Annotated in this window: 15 protein-coding genes; 11 read left to right on the forward strand and 4 right to left on the reverse strand. The window is 42.3% G+C overall.

All coding sequences use genetic code 11. The features are described from left to right. The first annotated feature begins 26 nt into the window (after window positions 1-26). The 9 genes from LIZ66_RS06110 to LIZ66_RS06150 all read left to right on the forward strand — a co-directional run bounded on the left by LIZ66_RS06110 (window position 27) and on the right by LIZ66_RS06150 (window position 12,987). Entirely contained in the window at window positions 27-1,760 is a 1,734-nt protein-coding gene (locus tag LIZ66_RS06110; protein ID WP_227227637.1) for a sensor histidine kinase, read from the forward strand. A gap of 34 nt (window positions 1,761-1,794) precedes the next feature. Next, the gene (locus LIZ66_RS06115) at window positions 1,795-2,865 is read left to right on the forward strand and encodes a response regulator (protein ID WP_173715718.1); all 1,071 of its coding nucleotides are present in this window, start codon (window positions 1,795-1,797) and stop codon (window positions 2,863-2,865) included. Window positions 2,866-3,163: 298 nt separating this feature from the next. Beyond that, window positions 3,164-4,468, forward strand: coding sequence for an ABC transporter substrate-binding protein (locus tag LIZ66_RS06120; RefSeq protein WP_118577669.1), 1,305 nt, complete (start codon window positions 3,164-3,166; stop codon window positions 4,466-4,468). 122 nt (window positions 4,469-4,590) lie between these two features. Beyond that, on the forward strand, window positions 4,591-5,469 hold the full coding sequence (locus LIZ66_RS06125) for a carbohydrate ABC transporter permease (protein ID WP_173734799.1): 879 nt from the start codon (window positions 4,591-4,593) through the stop codon (window positions 5,467-5,469). A 14-nt stretch (window positions 5,470-5,483) separates the two neighbouring features. Continuing rightward, a complete protein-coding gene (locus LIZ66_RS06130) occupies window positions 5,484-6,311 on the forward strand; it encodes a carbohydrate ABC transporter permease (RefSeq protein WP_227200628.1) in 828 nt (275 codons plus the stop codon). Between the two features lie 4 nt (window positions 6,312-6,315). After that, window positions 6,316-7,626, forward strand: a complete 1,311-nt coding sequence (locus tag LIZ66_RS06135) for an MGH1-like glycoside hydrolase domain-containing protein (RefSeq protein ID WP_204454624.1) — start codon at window positions 6,316-6,318, stop codon at window positions 7,624-7,626. A 197-nt stretch (window positions 7,627-7,823) separates the two neighbouring features. Further along, a complete protein-coding gene (locus LIZ66_RS06140) occupies window positions 7,824-9,569 on the forward strand; it encodes a glycoside hydrolase family 43 protein (protein WP_204454623.1) in 1,746 nt (581 codons plus the stop codon). A 281-nt stretch (window positions 9,570-9,850) separates the two neighbouring features. Continuing rightward, window positions 9,851-11,467, forward strand: a complete 1,617-nt coding sequence (locus tag LIZ66_RS06145; RefSeq protein WP_226837473.1) for a DUF5605 domain-containing protein — start codon at window positions 9,851-9,853, stop codon at window positions 11,465-11,467. A gap of 149 nt (window positions 11,468-11,616) precedes the next feature. Then, a complete protein-coding gene (locus tag LIZ66_RS06150; RefSeq protein WP_226837471.1) occupies window positions 11,617-12,987 on the forward strand; it encodes an MATE family efflux transporter in 1,371 nt (456 codons plus the stop codon). A gap of 63 nt (window positions 12,988-13,050) precedes the next feature. Here LIZ66_RS06150 and LIZ66_RS19860 read toward each other — a convergent pair whose 3' ends face one another. The 4 genes from LIZ66_RS19860 to LIZ66_RS06165 form a co-directional block, all read right to left on the reverse strand. Beyond that, window positions 13,051-13,149 carry a DUF6783 domain-containing protein gene (locus LIZ66_RS19860; RefSeq protein WP_408611507.1) on the reverse strand — a complete coding sequence of 33 codons (99 nt, stop codon included), beginning with the start codon at window positions 13,147-13,149 and terminating at the stop codon, window positions 13,051-13,053. Further along, a complete protein-coding gene (locus tag LIZ66_RS06155; RefSeq protein WP_173715724.1) occupies window positions 13,137-15,080 on the reverse strand; it encodes a GGDEF domain-containing phosphodiesterase in 1,944 nt (647 codons plus the stop codon). Before LIZ66_RS06155 ends, LIZ66_RS19860 begins: the two co-directional genes overlap by 13 nt. 111 nt (window positions 15,081-15,191) lie before the next feature. Beyond that, complete coding sequence (locus LIZ66_RS06160; RefSeq protein ID WP_118577646.1) at window positions 15,192-15,410, reverse strand: FeoA family protein; 219 nt, start codon at window positions 15,408-15,410, stop codon at window positions 15,192-15,194. 475 nt (window positions 15,411-15,885) lie between these two features. Further along, window positions 15,886-16,728: a DUF134 domain-containing protein gene (locus tag LIZ66_RS06165; protein ID WP_173715725.1), complete on the reverse strand. Its 843-nt coding sequence runs from the start codon at window positions 16,726-16,728 to the stop codon at window positions 15,886-15,888. A gap of 196 nt (window positions 16,729-16,924) precedes the next feature. Here LIZ66_RS06165 and LIZ66_RS06170 point away from each other — a divergent pair, with 196 nt between their 5' ends. Together LIZ66_RS06170 and LIZ66_RS06175 are read left to right on the forward strand one after the other, a co-directional pair. Further along, entirely contained in the window at window positions 16,925-17,656 is a 732-nt protein-coding gene (locus tag LIZ66_RS06170) for an ABC transporter ATP-binding protein (protein WP_173718622.1), read from the forward strand. Next, window positions 17,656-18,579 carry a SufB/SufD family protein gene (locus LIZ66_RS06175; RefSeq protein ID WP_173715727.1) on the forward strand — a complete coding sequence of 308 codons (924 nt, stop codon included), beginning with the start codon at window positions 17,656-17,658 and terminating at the stop codon, window positions 18,577-18,579. The genes LIZ66_RS06170 and LIZ66_RS06175 overlap by 1 nt, the downstream gene beginning before the upstream one ends. Window positions 18,580-18,657: the final 78 nt, after the last annotated feature.

An 18,657-nucleotide genomic window follows, 5' to 3' on the forward strand; every position in this document is an offset into this window, starting at 1 on the left:
GCAGAATGCGAAAGGGTGATGAGAATATGGAAAAGAAAAAGAAACTTTCGGGAATACAGAAAGCGTGGAGACAGCTGAGTATTCAGAATCAGATTTTTTTATCCATGTTTCTTATCACCCTTTTGGGTGTGGGCGTTTTGATGAATATTGTATACAAAACCTCTATTGATGCGATTGAACAGAATTACAGGGCATCTTATCAGTCTACGCTGAAGAATTCCAGCCGCGTTATGGATATGAATCTAAAGAACATTGTAGACGTAGGCCGAAATTTTCTGAATGATGAAGCTCTTCAGCAGATTCTGAAAAAAGGCAATGAATACGGAGGAAGCAAGTTTACGTCCACAGACCGTGTGAAGCTTCGTGCGATTGCAAATGAAATGGCTAGTCAGCAGGTGTGGGTGAATTATATAGTATTTACGGATCTTTATGGTCATGTTTATCAGCTGAACAATGTGAACCAGGGTACTTATGATTTCTATAATTATTATAATGATAAGGATATTCTGGAAGAAAGCTGGGTGAAACAGGCAAAGGCTGCGCAGGGAAAGGAAATTTTTTTCCGTGACAGTATTTTAAAAGCAGGAACAAAGAAAGGATTTTCTTATGCGAAATATATGATCAATCCCTCTGATGGACAGGGAATGGGCTATATGGTGGTGGGACTGAGCCAGAAGTTGTTGGGAAAATCCTTTGTTATGGGCAATGAAAGCTTTGATTCCAGTAACTTTATGGTTGTAGATGAGGATGATCAGCTGGTTTATTTTGTGGGAAATGAGGAAAGGGAGAATGCAATTATGCAATCCTATTCTAATCCGGGAGAGAACCATCTGTATCTGTTTTCTTCTGTCACCAATTCTACTACGGGCTGGCATATTGTAAACGTAGTGGAGAAAAATGAGATCAGTGAAGAGAGCAAAAATATCCGTCTGACCTCGTTTCTGGTAGCCGGTTGTGTTCTTGTAGTGGGTTTTCTCATGGCACGAATCATTTCCAGAACCATCAGCCATCCTCTGAAGCAGCTGGAAAATACCATTGCACAGGTTGGGGAAGGAGAGCGCCACATTACAGAAGAGTTTGACTACAGTGAAGTTGGCCGGATTGGACGGAAATTCAAGGAAATGGTCAATACGAACCTGGAGCTTTCCGAGCATCTTATGGCGGTGAAGCTGAATGAACGGGAAGCAGAGCTGCTTTTGCTTCAGTCCCAGATCAATCCCCATTTTCTTTATAATACACTGGATTCTCTGTACTTTGTTGCAATCATGCATGGGGATGACCAGATGGCAGAAATGGTAGAAGCACTTTCTGATAACTTTAAGCTGGCGCTGAATAATGGAAGCAAATATATTAAAGTTGCGGATTCTGTGAAATGGATGCAGGGCTATATGAAGCTTCAGAATATGCGCTACAATAATCGTTTTGAACTGTTCGTGGATATCAGCAGAGAAATTCTTCAGCGTGAAACGATTACCTTTATTTTTCAGCCATTTATTGAAAATGCCATGTATCACGGTCTGGAGCCGAAGATTGGAAAAGGAAAGATTTCCCTTCGCGGCTGGCAGGAGCAGAATAATATGATTTTCACTATTGAAGATGATGGTGTGGGAATTGACGATATGTCCAGACTGGAGAATGGTTATGGAGTGCGCAATGTAATAGAGCGTATAAAGTTGAATTACGGGGAAAAATACGGCGTAACATTTGAAAGCAGTCCAGGCAATGGAACGAAGGTAACGATTGTGGTTCCGGTAAGATAAGGGATAGGGAAATGCAGATACAAGGAGGATTTTCATGTATCGCTTAGTGGTAATTGATGATGAATATATAGTTGTGCAGGGAATTAAGGCTTTAATTTCCCGCCTGAAGCTGGATTATGAGGTAGTAGGGGCTGCTTATGACGGAATCCAGGGACTGGAAGTGATCCGAAGTGAGAAACCGGATGTAGTAATTACGGATATCCGAATTCCGGGGCTGGATGGTCTGTCTGTGATCGAGGCGGCGAAGGAAGAATGTCCGGATACATATTTTATTGTGATCAGTGGCTATTCTGAATTTGTGTATGCGCAGAGGGCGCTTACTCTTGGTGTAAAAGATTATATTGATAAGCCGGTTACAGCAGATAAACTGAAAAATGCCCTTACCAGAATTGAAGATGAATGGGCGAAGACTCGTCATGAGGATAATCGTAAGGCACAGGCTAATCGCGAGAAATTTCAGGAATTGGAAAGAACTTTTGAGAGCAGTGTAAAATGTATTACAGACTGTGATGCTGCAGCATTTAGGGAAGAATGCCGGCAGGCAATCAGATGCCTGCAGGAACTTTACCCGGAGTTGCAGGATTTTCGCAGGGAATTTTACAAGCATCTCTGTGTGCTCAGCGATGTACTGATCGAAAGTCAGAAGCAGGTGGAACGAGGGTCCCTTGTCTCTTTTCAGGAGATGGAAAAATGTCAGAGCATAGAAGCAGTACAGGCCTATGGAAAAAGCGTTCTGTCTGATATCAGCAAGCATCTGACCGCAGACCAGACCGGAAGCAAACACAGAGTTATCCTGGAACTTCTTACTTATCTGGATGAGCATTATGATCAGGATATCGGACTTAGTGAGCTTGCAGACAGGGCTGGAATGAGCACGGCTTACTTAAGTGTTCTTTTTAAAACAGAGGTTGGCACATCTTATGTGAAATATCTGACGGACCTTCGCATAAAAAAGGCGAAGAAGCTGTTGCAGGATGGATATAAGGTTAATGAAGTCAGTGAAATGGTGGGATATAATAATTACAGATATTTCTGTGATATTTTTAAAAAACACGAGGGCATGACTCCCAATGAGTATAAGGGAAACGTGTGGAAAGCAGAATGATAAAAACAGGATTTGCAAAAAATGCACATATTCGCTTTACTGAATATGTGCATTTTATATATTTGGCACAATTGAATGCCTGAATAGGTAGAATTTTTTATAAAAAACAGTCTAAAAAAACTGTACATTACCAAAAAAATTAGGCACTGGTAAAAAAACAGAACAATGGTATTATATAACCATAAGATATTTCCCGGGGATACAAAGAAACAAATTAAACGTGACCGAAAAGTAAATGGCTATCAAGAGTAAATTATAACAAAGTTCAATAATTTTGAAAATTCTGGAGGAATTTATAATGAAAAAGAGAGCATTAGCTATTTTAATGGCAGCATTAACAGCAAGCACCATGTTTGCAGTTCCTACATTTGCAGCAGATTACTCAGGAGAGGATCCGCAGCTTGAGAAAAACATCAAAATCCTTACCATCTGGGCAGAAGATAATGACAATGGTATGCTGTTAAACAAAATCTGCGAAGACTATCAGAAAAATGTAAACCCGAATTTTACATGGGAATATGAGATGGTTGCTTCTGACAACCTTCAGCAGAAAATTGCTACACTTGCAGCATCCAATGATCTTCCGGATCTGTTCGCTTACGAAGCAGGTGCTCCGCTCAGCGTTCTCATCGATTCCGGAAAGGTTAAAAATATTACAGAAGCTGTTGACGAGATCGGAACAGCAGATTATTTAAACAGCGGTGCTGTTGAGCTTTTGAAAGGATTATCCGGAACAGATGATCTTTATGATCTTCCTCTTGGACTGAACGTAGAAGGCTTCTGGTACAACAAAGCTCTGTTCGAGCAGGCAGGATGCGAAGTTCCTACTACATGGGATGAGTTTGAAGAGGTTCTTCAGAAACTTTCCGATGCAGGTATCCAGCCTCTTACAACCGGCGGATCTGACAAATGGGGTGCAACCCGTCTGATCAATGCATACGCAGTAAGAACCGCAGGAAACGACATTATGACAAAAGCAGCTGACGGCGAAGTTCCTTATACAGATGAGAAACTTGTTGCAGCAGCTGATAAGATTGCAGAGTGGGCAGAGAAAGGATACTTCGGAGAAGGTATCACAACAGTTGATATGAACACAGCTGGTTCCATGCTGATGAGTGGAAAAGCAGCCATCTTCTACAATGGTTCCTGGTTTACACAGAACCTGACTGATGATTCCCAGAACCCGGCAGGCGAGGACGGAATCGGATTCTTCAACATTCCGGTTGCAGATGAGTCCATCAGCTCCGCTACTTCTTACTCTATGAACTGTGGTAACATTCTTGCACTTGACAATGACAAATATGATGAGGCTACTGGCTGGTTCCTGAAATACTTCATGGAGAACATCGGAAACGTAGCTATGGAAGATCAGGGAACTGTTAAAGGTTACACATATGATGTTGCAGCAGATGATATGGATAACTACACCAAGCTTGTTCTTGACGAGATTGACAAATCCACAGAAGGATTTGCATGGTGGGAAGCAAAAATGCCTAGCGAAATCTCCAAGACAGCTCAGGAAAATGTACAGCCTCTGTTAAACGGCGAAATGACTGGCGAAGAATATATGCAGTCCATCCAGGATGTATATGACATGCAGTAAGTAACAGCTTTGGCAATATAAGCTTTGAACTTCAAATGGGAGTGTTTGCCAGCAGACACTCCCGTTTTTGTTGAAAAAATTCGAAATTTTAATGGTTTTTGACACAGAAAGGAAGGAATTTTATGAACAAGGTATTAGGTAATAAGAAAGCGATATCCCTTTTCGTAGTTCCGGCACTGATTATTTACACCATTATTGTAATGGTACCGGTTATCTGGTCGTTGTATTATTCATTCTTCAGCGGCAGCCCGGGACTTCAGTGGGAATTTGCCGGATTTGACAATTATGCAAGACTTTTCAGAGACAAGAACTTCTTAAATGCATTGACAGTAAACTGTAAATATGTATTGGTAGTAACCGTTGGCCAGGTTGGAATGGGACTTTTACTTTCCCTGATGTTTAAATTCTGGCTGAGAAGATGCAAAACCATCGTAAGAACTCTGGTTTTCTTCCCGGTAGTACTTCCTACTGTTGCAGTAGGCCAGCTGTTTGCAAAGATCTATGAGATCCAGCCAAACTATGGTCTGTTAAACTCATTGCTTGACTCTCTTGGTTTTACAAACCTTGTTCAGCCATGGATCGGCCAGTCCAGCACAGCTCTCTGGGCATTGTGCGTAATGGATATCTGGGTTGCCATGGGCTTCTATTCTGTAATTTTTTATGGTGCACTTCTTGATATCTCTGATGATATCCTGGAAGCTGCCAGAATCGACGGCTGCGGCGGATGGCAGTTATTCAAAAACATCCTTCTTCCGCTTCTTCGTCCAATGGTGATCACCAGCCTTGTATTCAGTTTCTCCGGAACTGTAAAGATGTTCGAGTCTGCTATGGCTCTTACCAAGGGTGGTCCTGGAAGCGCAACAAAATCACTTTCCATGTATATGTATGATGTTGCATTTACCTATAACAAGGTAGGTTATGCCAGTGTTATCGCTATCGTAATCTTCCTGATCTGTGTTGTGGGATCTCTTGTTATCAATAAATTTGATGTAAAAGACTGAAAGGAGGAAATATTATGAAAAAAGTAAAAGCAGTTTTTCGGGGAATTGTAATTTTCCTTCTTTGCATAATTGAGATTTACCCATTATTCTGGATGCTTACCGCATCCTTCAAGAAACAGGCTGAGTGGAGTGAAAAGCCAGCTTATGCATTAAATGATGGTTTCTATTTCCAGAACTACTCTGATGCATGGACAAGAGGACATATGTCCACTTTCTTTAAGAACAGTTTGATCACTACATTAGTGGCACTTGTATTTATTGTATTTTTCTCAGTAACTGTTGGTTTTGCTGTAACAAAGATGAAATGGAAATTCAGAAATGCAGTTGCACAGTATTTCCGTTTCGGTATCATGATTCCGGTGGCAATCGCTTTGATCCCGCTGTTCCAGATTTACAGCAGATCAAACCTGTTAAATACCAGAACATGTCTGATCATTACGTACATAGCATTTGGCCTGTCGTTGTCCATTTATCTGGTTCAGGGATATCTTCGTTCCTTCCCGGATGACATTATGGAGGCTGCCGTTATCGATGGCTGTGGTATTTACAGACTGATGTGGCACATTGTAACACCACTGATGAAGAACTCTATTGTAACCGTATTGGTTCTTCAGTTTTTCTTCAAATGGAACGACCTTCTGTTTTCCATGACATTCATCAGTGATTCTGCACTGAAGACTGTTCAGACAGGACTTCTGTACTTCTCTGATGAGTTCGGATCCAAGAACTGGGGTGCAATCTTCGCTTCTGTATCCATGAGTGTATTCCCACTTCTGATCCTGTATATGGCACTGAATAAGAAACTGATGGAAGGTATGACAGCCGGAGCTGTAAAGGGTTGATTTTATGGAAGATAAAAGGACAGAGCAGTATAGACAGGAACTGAAAGAATTTGTAATGTCTCATACGGAGGATGTGCTTAAGAATCCGCGAAGCTTTATCCGTTACCCGTTTATTGATCCGGGCTCTGTTTACGATGGAAATGTATGGGACTGGGATACCTACTGGTCCGTATATGGCTTTCTGAATCTGGCGGATTCCTACCAGGATCCGTCTGTGAAGCCAAGAATTATAGAGCATGCACAGGGAAATATCCGCAATTTCTTCGACCATCAGTTGGAAGATGGATATATTCCCATGATGATCGAGGTGGCAGACTGGCCGGAGCCTTATCTGAATATGAGGCATAAGGAAGGCAAGATTATGAATATGCATAAGCCCTTTCTTTGCAGTCAGATGTGCCTGATCAGTGATTATACTGGTGATTATGCCTGGACGGAAGAATTTCTTTCAGGCGTGGCGAAGTATTTTGAATGTTATGATCACTATTATTTTCATGAAAACAGCGGACTGTATGTATGGCAGGATGATATTATGATCGGCATGGACAATGATCCGGCTACTTTTGGCCGTCCGTCATTTTCCACTGCCAATATTTATCTGAACAGCTTTATGTGTGTAGAACTGGAAGCTGGTGCCAGATTATACAGACAGTTTGGCAAGGAGGAAGCGGCAAAGAGACTTCTGGATAAGCGTGAGGCACTGATTGGTGCTATTCAGCAGGAATGCTGGGACAAACGTGATCGTTTCTTCTACTCGGTTGATGTGGATATTAAGACAAGGAAATACGACTGGTTCCACCAGGGACTGGGAGTCTTCTGGAAGACATTGCCCATCAAAGTACGTGTATGGTCTGGCTTTATTCCCATGTATGCAGGAATTGCTACAAAAGAGCAGGCGGCAGACATGGTGAAACATATTTTTGATCCCGATACCTTTGGTTCTGACTTTGGTCTGACCACGCTTTCAAAGGATGAAAAAATGTTTGACCTGTCTGTTACCAATAATCCGTCCAACTGGCTTGGCCCGATCTGGCTGGTTGCAAACTATGTGGTATTCCGCGGACTTTTGAACTACGGATACCGCATGGAGGCGGAAATTATGTATAAGCGCACCATGCGCCTTCTGGGAGAGGACCTGGCGAAAACAGGATGTCTTCATGAGTATTACAATCCATTTAATGGAGAACCAGTTATGAATGGTGGCTTTATTAACTGGAATATACTAGCATTGAATATGGCAGATGAGCTGGAAGGAAAGAAACCAATGTGTCTGCCAGAGCTGCTGGAAAAACAGGCAGAAAAGCAATCGTTATAATAAGATTTTTCTGCTGTGAGGTAAGTAAATACAGGAAAAGGATTGCAGAATACGTGGAATTTTGCAGTCCTTTTTTGGTTTGACCGGTAAAAAACATCTTTCTGAAATAAAGTGTGTACAAAAAAATTCAGAAAGCTTATACTTAGAATGTGTTTTAAGTTTATTTTGTAAAATGAAACAGATAAAGGAGCAAAAACATGATTCAGAACCCGATTCTTCCGGGATTTTGCCCGGATCCAAGTATTATACGTGTTGGAGAAGATTATTATATTGCAAATTCAAGCTTTGAATGGTGGCCTGGTGTGAAAATCTATCATTCTAAAGATCTGAAGCATTATGAACAGCTGCCATCGCCGCTGAACAGAATGAGCCAGCTTAATATGGTTGGTGAGGGTGATTCCTGTGGCGTATGGGCACCGGATATTTCCTGGGACGGGGAATACTTCTGGCTGATTTATACGGACGTGAAAACCCGTACCGGAGGACTTTTTAATACCCATAATTATCTTGTAAAATCAAAGGACATCCGTGGCGGCTGGTCTGAGCCGGTTTATCTGAACAGCTCAGGTTTTGACCCATCTGTATTTCATGATACAGATGGCAAAATGTATATTGTGAATATGATTAATAATTTCAAGGGAATTCTGGTGCAGCAGTATGACCCTGAGAAGGAATGTCTGGTGGGAGAGGCGAAGAATGTTTTCCCGGGAACCGGACGCGGCTATACAGAAGGTCCACATATTTACCATATTGGAGAATATTATTATCTGCTGATGGCAGAAGGCGGAACCGGATATGAGCATATGGTAACTATGGCGAGATCCCGTTCCATCTGGGGACCATACGAGGAAGATCCAGGCAATCCGGTACTTACCTCTGATGTGGATAATCCAGAGAAACTGCAGAAATGCGGACATGCAGATCTTGTATGCACTCAAAACGGGGAGTGGTATATGGTACATCTTTGTGCAAGACCGCCGAAGGGGAGCAGACAGTGTGTGCTTGGTCGTGAGACTGCAATTCAGAAAATGGTATGGAACAAAGAGGGTTGGTTAAGACTGGTCTGCGGTGGAAGATTTGGACAGTGGGAGACAGAGGAGCCAGCTGGAATCCCGGAGTGTCTTTTCCCGGAGGAAGAGGGGAAGGATTATGGAAAAGAAGACTTTGATTTAGAAATTGCAGACAGTGCTGGAAATAATGAAACTGCAAAGAATGCGGACATTGCTGAAATTCTTTCGAAAACAAAAGAGTATCTGAATGAGAAGAATGCTGTGGACGAAGAATGTGATAAAAAGTTAAGTATGCCAGTGAAGAAGACCTCTGCGCTTTTAGATGTGCGTTATACTTCCCTGCGCCAGCCCTATGACAGCTACACCAGCCTGACAGAACGTCCTGGCTATCTCCGCCTCTACGGTCAGGAATCCCTGAATTCCTGCTATAACGTAAGTCTGGTGGCGCGGCGGCAGCAGGACCGCTATGTTCAGGTGGAAACCTGTGTAGAGTTTGCCCCGACCTGCAGAGAGCAGATGGCAGGACTTGCCTATATGTATGATACTGGCAATTTCTACCTTTTGGTAAAGACCAGAGAGGAAGAGTTTGGCTCCCAGACACTTGATTTGAAAAAGCCTGCAAAGCTGCGCTTGATAAAGAGCAATCACTTTGATGTAGAAGATGTGATTCCGGCAATCTCCATCCCGGAAGAAGGCCCCGTATACCTGCGCGTGACCACCACCCAGGAAGGACTTTACGCAAAATTCTTCTACTCCCTGGATGGAAAAGACTATCAGGAACTGGCTGAAGTCCCCACCAACATTCTCACCGACGAGCAAAGCGATGGATTCACCGGCGCTCACTTCGGAATGTACTGTCACGATATGACAGGGGGGAGACGGTATGCGGATTTTGATTATTTTGAGATTGTCAAAACGCGTAAAGAACAATAGGAAAGGCATTTAGCCACTTTTTCAAATACGCTCTGGACAGATTAAAAATTCATACATTTTCTTAATAAAGTAACGTTGCAAACCCCATGTTTTCTGACGTATTATGATAGTAGAAAGCATGGGGGATTTTTATTTATACGGGCAGTAAATCAAAGTTCATATCCTCACAAGATGTCAGATTCGGCAGTGATATCGAGACAAATCCGCAGCGCGTATTTGGAATTTTGAAAGAGAGATATATAAAATATAAGAGATCTAAAATGGAGAAGGAGACAAGAAAAATGAAATTAAATTATGCAAAAACAATAGAAAAATGGGGCATTTTTGAAGTGACCATAAGCGGTCCAAAGGAGGGAAATCCATTTTGTGACCAGTGGATTAAAGGTACTTTTTGTTGTAAAAATGAGAAGAAAACGGTAGATGGTTTTTATGATGGAGATGGTGCTTATAAAGTAAGATTTATGCCGTCTTTTACAGACAAGTATACTTTTGAAATTGAGGCTTCCTTTGATATTAACGCGGGGGAAGAATTGCCGAATGAAGAAGCGCTTGAACATAAGCGTGGAATTGCTGATGGTGGGAAGAACGCAGAAAAATGTGCTGTCAGAAATATGCTGACTGGTAGTTTCACCGTAACTCCCCCTTCCGCAGACAACCATGGACCGGTTCGTGTTGCAGGTACCTATTATCTTGCCTATGAGGATGGAACACCCTATCACTGCATTGGAACTACCTGTTATGTATGGAATCTGCAGAACGAAGAATTGCAGAAGCAGACACTGAAAACTCTGGAAGAAAATGCTTTTAATAAGATCCGCTTCTGTATTTTTCCCAAGCACTATGACTACAACCTTCATGAGCCAATTACCTATCCTTATGAGGGAACACCCTGCGACAGCTCTGTGTTAAATGAGAATAATTTCGCGGAATATAATGGCTGTGCTCCGGGCAATGACTGGGACTTTACCAGATTCAATCCAGCCCATTTCCAGCATATTGAAAAGTGTATTCAGGCACTTATGAATCTGGGAATTGAGGCTGATCTGATTGTTATGCATCCATACGACAGATGGGGATTCTCCATGATGAAAGCAGAGGATGATAATCGCTACTGGAAGTATGTGCTGGCACGTTTTTCCGCATACCGAAATGTATGGTGGTCCCTGGCTAATGAGTATGATCTGATGCATGAGAAGACTCTTTCTGACTGGGAAAGATATGCCAGCATTATCTGTGAGAAGGATCCTTACCATCATCTCAGATCCATTCATAACTGTAAGGCATATTACGATTATAACCTGCCCTGGATTACTCATTGCAGTATCCAGAGAACTGAGACATACCGTTCCTCCGAGCTGGTAAATGAGTGGCGTGAAAAATATCATAAGCCTGTAATTCTGGACGAAATCTGCTATGAGGGCAACATTCAATTTGGCTGGGGAAATATCAGCGGTGAGGAAATGACAAGAAGATTCTGGGAGGCATTCTGCCGCGGAGGATATCCGGGACACGGTGAAACCTATCTCAGCCCGGATCGTATTCTCTGGTGGTCTCATGGCGGCGTTCTTCACGGAACCTCACCGGATCGTATCAGATTTCTTGCAAAAATCATGGAAGAAACACCGGGACTTGGTGTGGAACCTATGCCCTGCAAATGGGATGAGGTTGTCTGCCGTGCTGCCGGTTTCCCGGCAAGGAAAGATTATTTTATTTACTATTATTCCTTCATGCGACCAGGCTTCCGGGATTTTTACTTTGATGATACTACAGAGTATCAGGTGGAAATTATTGATACCTGGGAAATGACTATTACAAATGGAGGTATCCACAAAGGTAAATTCCGCGTGCAGCTGCCGGGGAAAGAGTATATGGCAGTGCGCCTGCAGATAGCGAAATAATAACCATATTCATACAAAAAGCCCAGTTGTGTATGCAGCTGGGCTTTTTGAGCATAAAAATCTTGAATCGGTTTTCAGAATTTGTTATGATTCATATCAGAATTTATGAGAGATAAACAGAAATATTTTTAAACGGGGGAGGAGATTTTTTGGAAGAAACAAACATCAGTCAGGAGCAAAATCCATTGGGAACGGCTCCGGTAGGTGGTTTGATCGGGAAATTTGCAATTCCGGCTATTATCAGCATGCTGGTCAGTGCTTTGTACAATATAGTGGACCAGATTTTTATTGGCCAGGGCGTGGGGATGCTGGGAAATGCGGCTACAAATGTTGCATTTCCTGTAACAACTATTGCAACGGCGTTGGCACTGCTTCTGGGAATTGGAGGCGCGTCTAACTATAACCTGGAAATGGGCGCCGGAAGAGAGAAGAAGGCAAGCTCTATAGCTGGAACGGCGCTTTCCACACTGGTGATTACAGGGGTGATTCTGGCAGTTGCAGTACTTCTGTTTTTGCGTCCGCTTCTAAGCTTATTTGGTGCAACGACAGATGTTATGCCCTATGCGGTGGATTATCTTGGGATCACAGCTGTGGGACTTCCTTTTTATGCATTATCCATTGGAGGCAATCATATTGTCCGCGCAGACAGAAGTCCCACATATTCTATGACCTGTGTTCTTACAGGTGCCATCATCAACACAATTCTGGATCCCCTTTTCATCTTTGGGTTTGGTTGGGGAATCAAGGGTGCTGCCTGGGCAACGGTGATCGGACAGGTTGTTTCCGGAATTTTGGTGGTTATTTATTTTGGAAAATTTCGTAAAATGTATCTGGAGATGAGCATGTTAAAGCCTTCTTCAGAGTGCCTGAAAGCTATTATTTCTCTCGGAATGGCGTCCTGTATTAATCAGATCGCTATGGCGGTTGTTCAGATTGTACTGAATAATATTTTACGTTATTATGGCGGTTTATCTGTCTATGGAAGTGATATTCCAATCGCCTGTGTAGGAGTTATTTCAAAAGTAAATCAGGTGTTTATGGCGATTTGTATTGGAATTTCCCAGGGCTGTCAGCCAATCTGGGGCTTTAATTATGGAGCAAAAAAATACGACAGAGTAAGGCTTGCATACCGTTATTCTGTGACTGCATGTACGGTGATTGCCACCATATTTTTCCTTTGTTTCCAGCTATTTCCCCATCAGATTGTGAGCATTTTCGGAACAGGAAGTGACCTTTATTTCCAGTTCGCAGAACGCTATCTGAAGATTTTTATGTTTATGACATTTGCAAATGGGATTCAGCCAATGTCCTCAGGATTTTTTACATCTATCGGAAAAGCAAAGCTTGGAATCGTCATGTCCCTGACCAGACAGGTGCTGTTTCTTTTGCCTCTGATTATTATTTTCTCATTGATACTGGGAATTGACGGAGTTATGTATGCAGGACCGATCGCAGATGCAGCGGCGTTTGTATTGGCAATATTGTTCGCAAGAAGAGAGCTTGTGGCTATGAAGAAATAAAGATGTTTTACTATGAAGGTTCCGGACAGCAGCCATGAATGAGCCATGTTTGCATGAACAAATTTATGGCTCATCTATGGCTGTCGTCCGGGTTGGAGCGTGTAAAAAAATCATTCCCGCAAGCTGCACGCTCCACTTTTGTGGATATTTTACCCGATTAATTGCTCAAATTTTGCCATTTCCATGGGCTTATAATAATAATATCCCTGCAGTTCATCGCATCCCTCAACTACCAGGAAGTCTACCATTTCTTTGGTTTCTACCCCTTCACATACAATAAACTTATTAGTCCTTTTCAGCAGATGGAAAATCTCCTGCAGCACGATTTTTCCATTCTCTGTGAGCTTATCTGACAGGAATTTCTTGTCGATTTTTACCTCGTCAAACAGGATATCCTTTAATGTATTTAAGGAAGAATATCCAGAGCCGAAATCATCCATAGAGATTCGAATGTTTTTTTCATGGAAGAAGCGGATCATGTGATTAACCGCTTCAATATTATGAATATAAGTAGTTTCCGTAATCTCAAAAATTAAATATTGAGAGGGAATTTCATATTTCTGAATTAAATGCGAAACCTTTTCTGTGAATGTGTGGATTTTCCGAAAATGAACCGGAGATACATTCAGGGACAGAGACAACAGCTTAAGCCCTTTTTCCCGTCTGTCTGCCAGCCATTGAAATGCTGTTTCATAAACATAATAATCCAGAGCTTCAATCTCCCCGGTTTCTTCCAAAATAGGAAGAAAACTGTCTGGAAACCACAGGTCTCCATTTGCTCTCTGCCAACGGACAAGTACTTCTGCACTGGCAATTTTCTGCTCCCTTCCGCTGATTTTTGGTTGGAAATAAATTTGAAATTCTTTCTTCCCAAGTGCTTCCTTAAAGGAGTGAATAGTGTCTGCACGTTTCTGTTCAGCAAGAGCAATTTCTCTTGTATATTCGCACACACCGCAAAGCTTATCCTTCGCCTTTATGCGGACGATATTGGAGTGCGAAATAATTTCTTCGCCTGGAATTTCCATGTTTTCCAGATAATAAATACCAGTGTTCAGGGAAAGATAATTTACAGGATAAGCAGCCAGAACTTCTTTTGTAGTCTGCTTGTTAGACTCAATAATTCGGTTTTTAACAGCTGTATGCTCCTCTCCGGTAATGTCAATAACAGCTACAAAGATATCTGAATGATACCTGTTTACAAACAAGGTTTGTGGAAAAAGTTCCATCTTTTTCAGAATAAAATTCAGAATATTAGTCCCGGTTTCATACCCCCAATAGTCATTAATAAGGTGAAAATTGCTTACATCTGTCATTAGAAAAGCATACTTTTTTTCACCGTTGCTATTATTTAAAATAGTAAATAGTTTCTCTTTCAAAGACTCTGTAGAGATACTTTCTGCCAGTGGATTCCGGCAAAACTCCTGTGGCTTTTTTGCCATTTGTTCCTTTTTATAACGCTTGTCCTGATACATTTTCTGATCGGCAATCTGTAGAAGATCCATGATCAGGTAGTAGTGATTTTTGCAGCTGATATCGTATCCGACTGCATAGCTGATAGGATGGTCAGCTGTTTGATTATACACATCCAGCATGGATTGGAGCTGAATATTCATCTGCTCCAGCTGAGACCAGGTGGCGTGATTTTGCACGATCACGAACTCATCGCCGCCGAATCTGGCGAGAAAACTATCCTCAGTGAGTATTCGTGTCAGGTAAGAAGCAAAGGTCTGAATAAACACATCCCCCTGTTCATGACCATATGTATCGTTGATCTTTTTCAGATTGTTCAGGTCGAACATCATGACACCTACATTCAAGGTGTCGTCTGCATTCTGAAGCTGCTGCAGCTTCTTTTCCAAGGATTTTTTATCGTGGACACCTGCTACGTCAAAGCCGGAACTTCGGATCATATTTCTGATATAATCCCCTAAAGTAAGGGAAACAGCACATCCTACAAGGGATAAAATAATCAGAAAAGCAAAGGTTTTCTGACTTATTCCGCGTCTGTGACGGGTAATTAATGCAGTCAAAAATACAATATAAAATGTTGTCTGCAGGTAGCAGAGTTTCATAATTGTTTTGTTTCTTTCCATACATTTCTCCAGTATATAGTGCCTGATATTTCACTTGTAACTATTTGGAAGACAGCATTTTGCGGAGGGCGTAACTGTGAAGATACTGAACAGTTACTCTCTGTTTTTTAATTAGCCTGCGTATACAATAATTTTCTTGGCAAGCTCCTTATCCAGGCCGATTTTGCTGCCCTTTACCATAACCACATAATACCCGTGTAATTCTGATAAAATCGTAACCTGCGTTCCTGGGACAAAGCCCAGGGATTCCAGATAATGCCGCTGTTTTTCCAGTCCGCACACCTTATTAATGATATAAAAATGGTTAAACTCAGTTAAACTTAAAGGCATTGTGACGACCTCCTTTAAATAACGTTAGCAAAGACTAACATAGTATAACACGCATTTCATACAGATGGTATAGAAAATACATTTTTGAGAAATTTTTTCAGTTGATATCTACAGAAAAAGGAGTGAGTAATACTGGAAATAAGTATTTTCAGAAGTAAGGAAAATCAGACGTTTATTTTACGTGAGTCATCAATCATTGGTTCTGTTCTGATCTTTGCGGGATTGGTAGTCTCACAGAAGAAGACGAGAGAGAAGATGCAGACTGTGGGAACACCACAGGCGCGGAACAGCTGATTTCCATATATGGCAATGTCACCGGTAGGCGACATATCCGCTTGGTGAACCAAGCTCACAAAAAAGACTGATATAAACAATACTGTACTTCAGGAGGTTGTTGTTGGAGTCCGGTATGTTATATCAGTCTTTTTTTATAAATACAGCCGATTAACCGTTTAGGTTAAATCTGTGTCTGCGATTAATGGCAGGAATGGCTTCCACAGCCATGATCGCCGCAGCTGTGTCCCTCTCCATGATGGTCGTGATGATCACAATGCACATCAGGATCATAGCCAAGATTTCCTGCAAGCAGTGCGTTTACAGCTTCGTCTGCATTTCCTGAGACTCCGCCGAAAAGACGGATTCCAGCCTGGGCAAGTGCATTCTGGGCACCGCCGCCAATACCGCCGCAGATCAGGGTATCTACGCCATGTGCAACCAGGAATCCAGCCAGTGCGCCGTGACCGCTTCCATTGGTATCGACTACTTCGGCACTTACAACCTTGCCATCTGCAATGTCATAGATCTTGAATGCTTCTGTGTGTCCAAAGTGCTGAAAAATTTCTCCATTTTCATAAGTAACTGCAATCTTCATAATGATATCTCCTTCATTTTGTAAATTTGATTTGGGAAGTGAACTATTAAATCGGTCAGCGGCTGGCAGTTCCTGTGAAAGGTCTAAGCTGGTAAGCGGAGTCTGTTTAGATCCCTTTCGGCAACAGCATTTCCCGCAGCGCGTATGCTCCCGTCCTTCGCAGAGCCGGTAATTTCCCCCGGCTATGACAAGGCGCTGTCCAAGGACGATACATCGGGCAATTTTTCCCCGGGCAGTTTCATAAATTTCTGTGACAGTTGTCCGGGAAATATCCATCTGGGCAGCACATTGCTCGTGAGTTTTCTTCTCCAGATCTACCAGACGGATGACTTCATATTCATCCAGAGTCAGAGTGACAGCTTCCGACTCTCTGGGACATTCTTCCGGAGAAAAAGATTCATATTGGGGTGCCTGGCAGATTCTGCGGCATCTGGGCGGTCTTGGCATATACGTCACCTCCTTGTTTTCGACATATGTCGATTATAAACCAGAAGAAGAGAAAATTCAATACTAGTTGACAATTTTTTTTATTTGGAGTACAGTCCAAGAAGAGATAAAATCGTTATTGCTCAAAAGCAATTTTTTTCTGGAATTTCGGGCACAATTGGAGCAGTAATGTAAAATTAACAGAAGAGGTACGAATATGCTGAAAGTAAAGAACCTGACTTTTGAAGTGAATGAAGAAGGGAAAAAGCGCTGTCTGGTAAATCACATCAGTTTTGATGTTCAGGATGGGGAAATGCTGGTAATCACCGGACCTAATGGAGGTGGAAAATCCACCCTGGCCAAGGTACTGGCTGGCATTGAGAAAGCAAACAGCGGAGAAATTTATCTAGATGATGAGAACATTACAGGATACGATATTGATCATCGTGCAAATGCGGGAATTGGCTATGCATTTCAGCAGCCACCCCGCTTTAAAGGTATGACCGTGGCAAGAATGTTATCTCTTGCAGCAGGAAAGAATTTAACGGAAAAAGAGAGCTGTGACCTTCTCTCAGCTGTAGGACTTTGTTCCGAAGATTACCTGAACCGTCAGCTGGATGGAACCCTTTCCGGCGGTGAAATGAAGCGAATTGAGATTGCCACAGTTTTGGCGAAGTCTCATAAAGTAAGCATTTTTGATGAACCTGAAGCAGGAATCGACCTGTGGAGCTTTTCCATGCTGATCAAGCGCTTTGAGGAGATTCATCGTGAGAAAAAGGAGTGCCTGATCCTGATTTCCCATCAGGAAAAAATCATCAATATGGCAGATAAGATCATGGTAATTGAAGACGGTGAAGTAAAGAAATATGGTACGAAAGAAGACGTTTTCCCAACCTTATTTCAGCAGGAAAAATGTCAGAAATGTCTGAATGAAGGAGGAAAATGTTGATGGTTAAAGTAGAAGAAACAACCCAGGGTGTGCTTGATAAGATCAGCGAAGGCTTTGCACAGAAAGGTGCTTTTAATCTCCGTCAGAATGGTATTTCCATCTGTCACGGTGACAGCGAACATATCAAAATAAAGAAAAAAGAGGACAAGCCGGGAATCGATATTTTCATTGACGGGGAGACAAAGGGAGAGAAGGTTTTCATCCCGGTAGTGGTAAGTGTATCTGGAATGACCGATCTGGTTTACAATGATTTTTATGTGGCAGACGGTGCAGATGTTGACATTGTTGCAGGCTGCGGAATCCACAATAGTGGCTGTAATGACAGTCGTCACGATGGTATTCATACCTTCCATGTGGGTAAAAATGCCAATGTACATTATGAGGAAAAACACTACGGAGAAGGGAATGGAACCGGAAGCAGAGTGCTGAATCCGGTAACCAATATTGAGCTTGGAGAGAACTCCGTATTTACGCTGGATACCGTTCAGATCAAAGGTGTTGATTCCACAGTCCGTACCACAAATGTGTCAATGGATGCAGATTCCAAGTTGTTTGTTCTGGAACGTCTGATGACAGACGGGGAGCAGAAAGCGGAGTCTGATATTGAAGTCTGTATGAACGGAGCGGGATCTTCTGCACAGATTATTTCCCGTTCTGTTGGAAAGGGAAATTCTTCCCAGGTTTTCCATCCGAAGGCTGTTGGAAAGAACAAATGTCACGCACATATCCAGTGTGATTCCATTATTATGGATCATGCAGAGGTGGGTTCTATCCCGGAAATCCAGGCGAAGCATGTGGATGCTGCAATTGTTCATGAGGCCGCTATTGGAAGAATTAACGATGAGCAGCTTCTGAAGCTAAGAACTCTTGGAATGACGGAAGCTGAGGCGGAAAATGTGATCATTGAGAATTTCCTGAGTTGAGAAAAACTTAAACAGAAAAATAACCATTCAGTAGGTATGTACTATTTCGCGGAGGGTGTAACTGTGAAGGTGCTGAAT

Source organism: Blautia faecis, assembly GCF_020554845.1.
GTDB lineage: Bacteria > Bacillota > Clostridia > Lachnospirales > Lachnospiraceae > Blautia_A > Blautia_A faecis.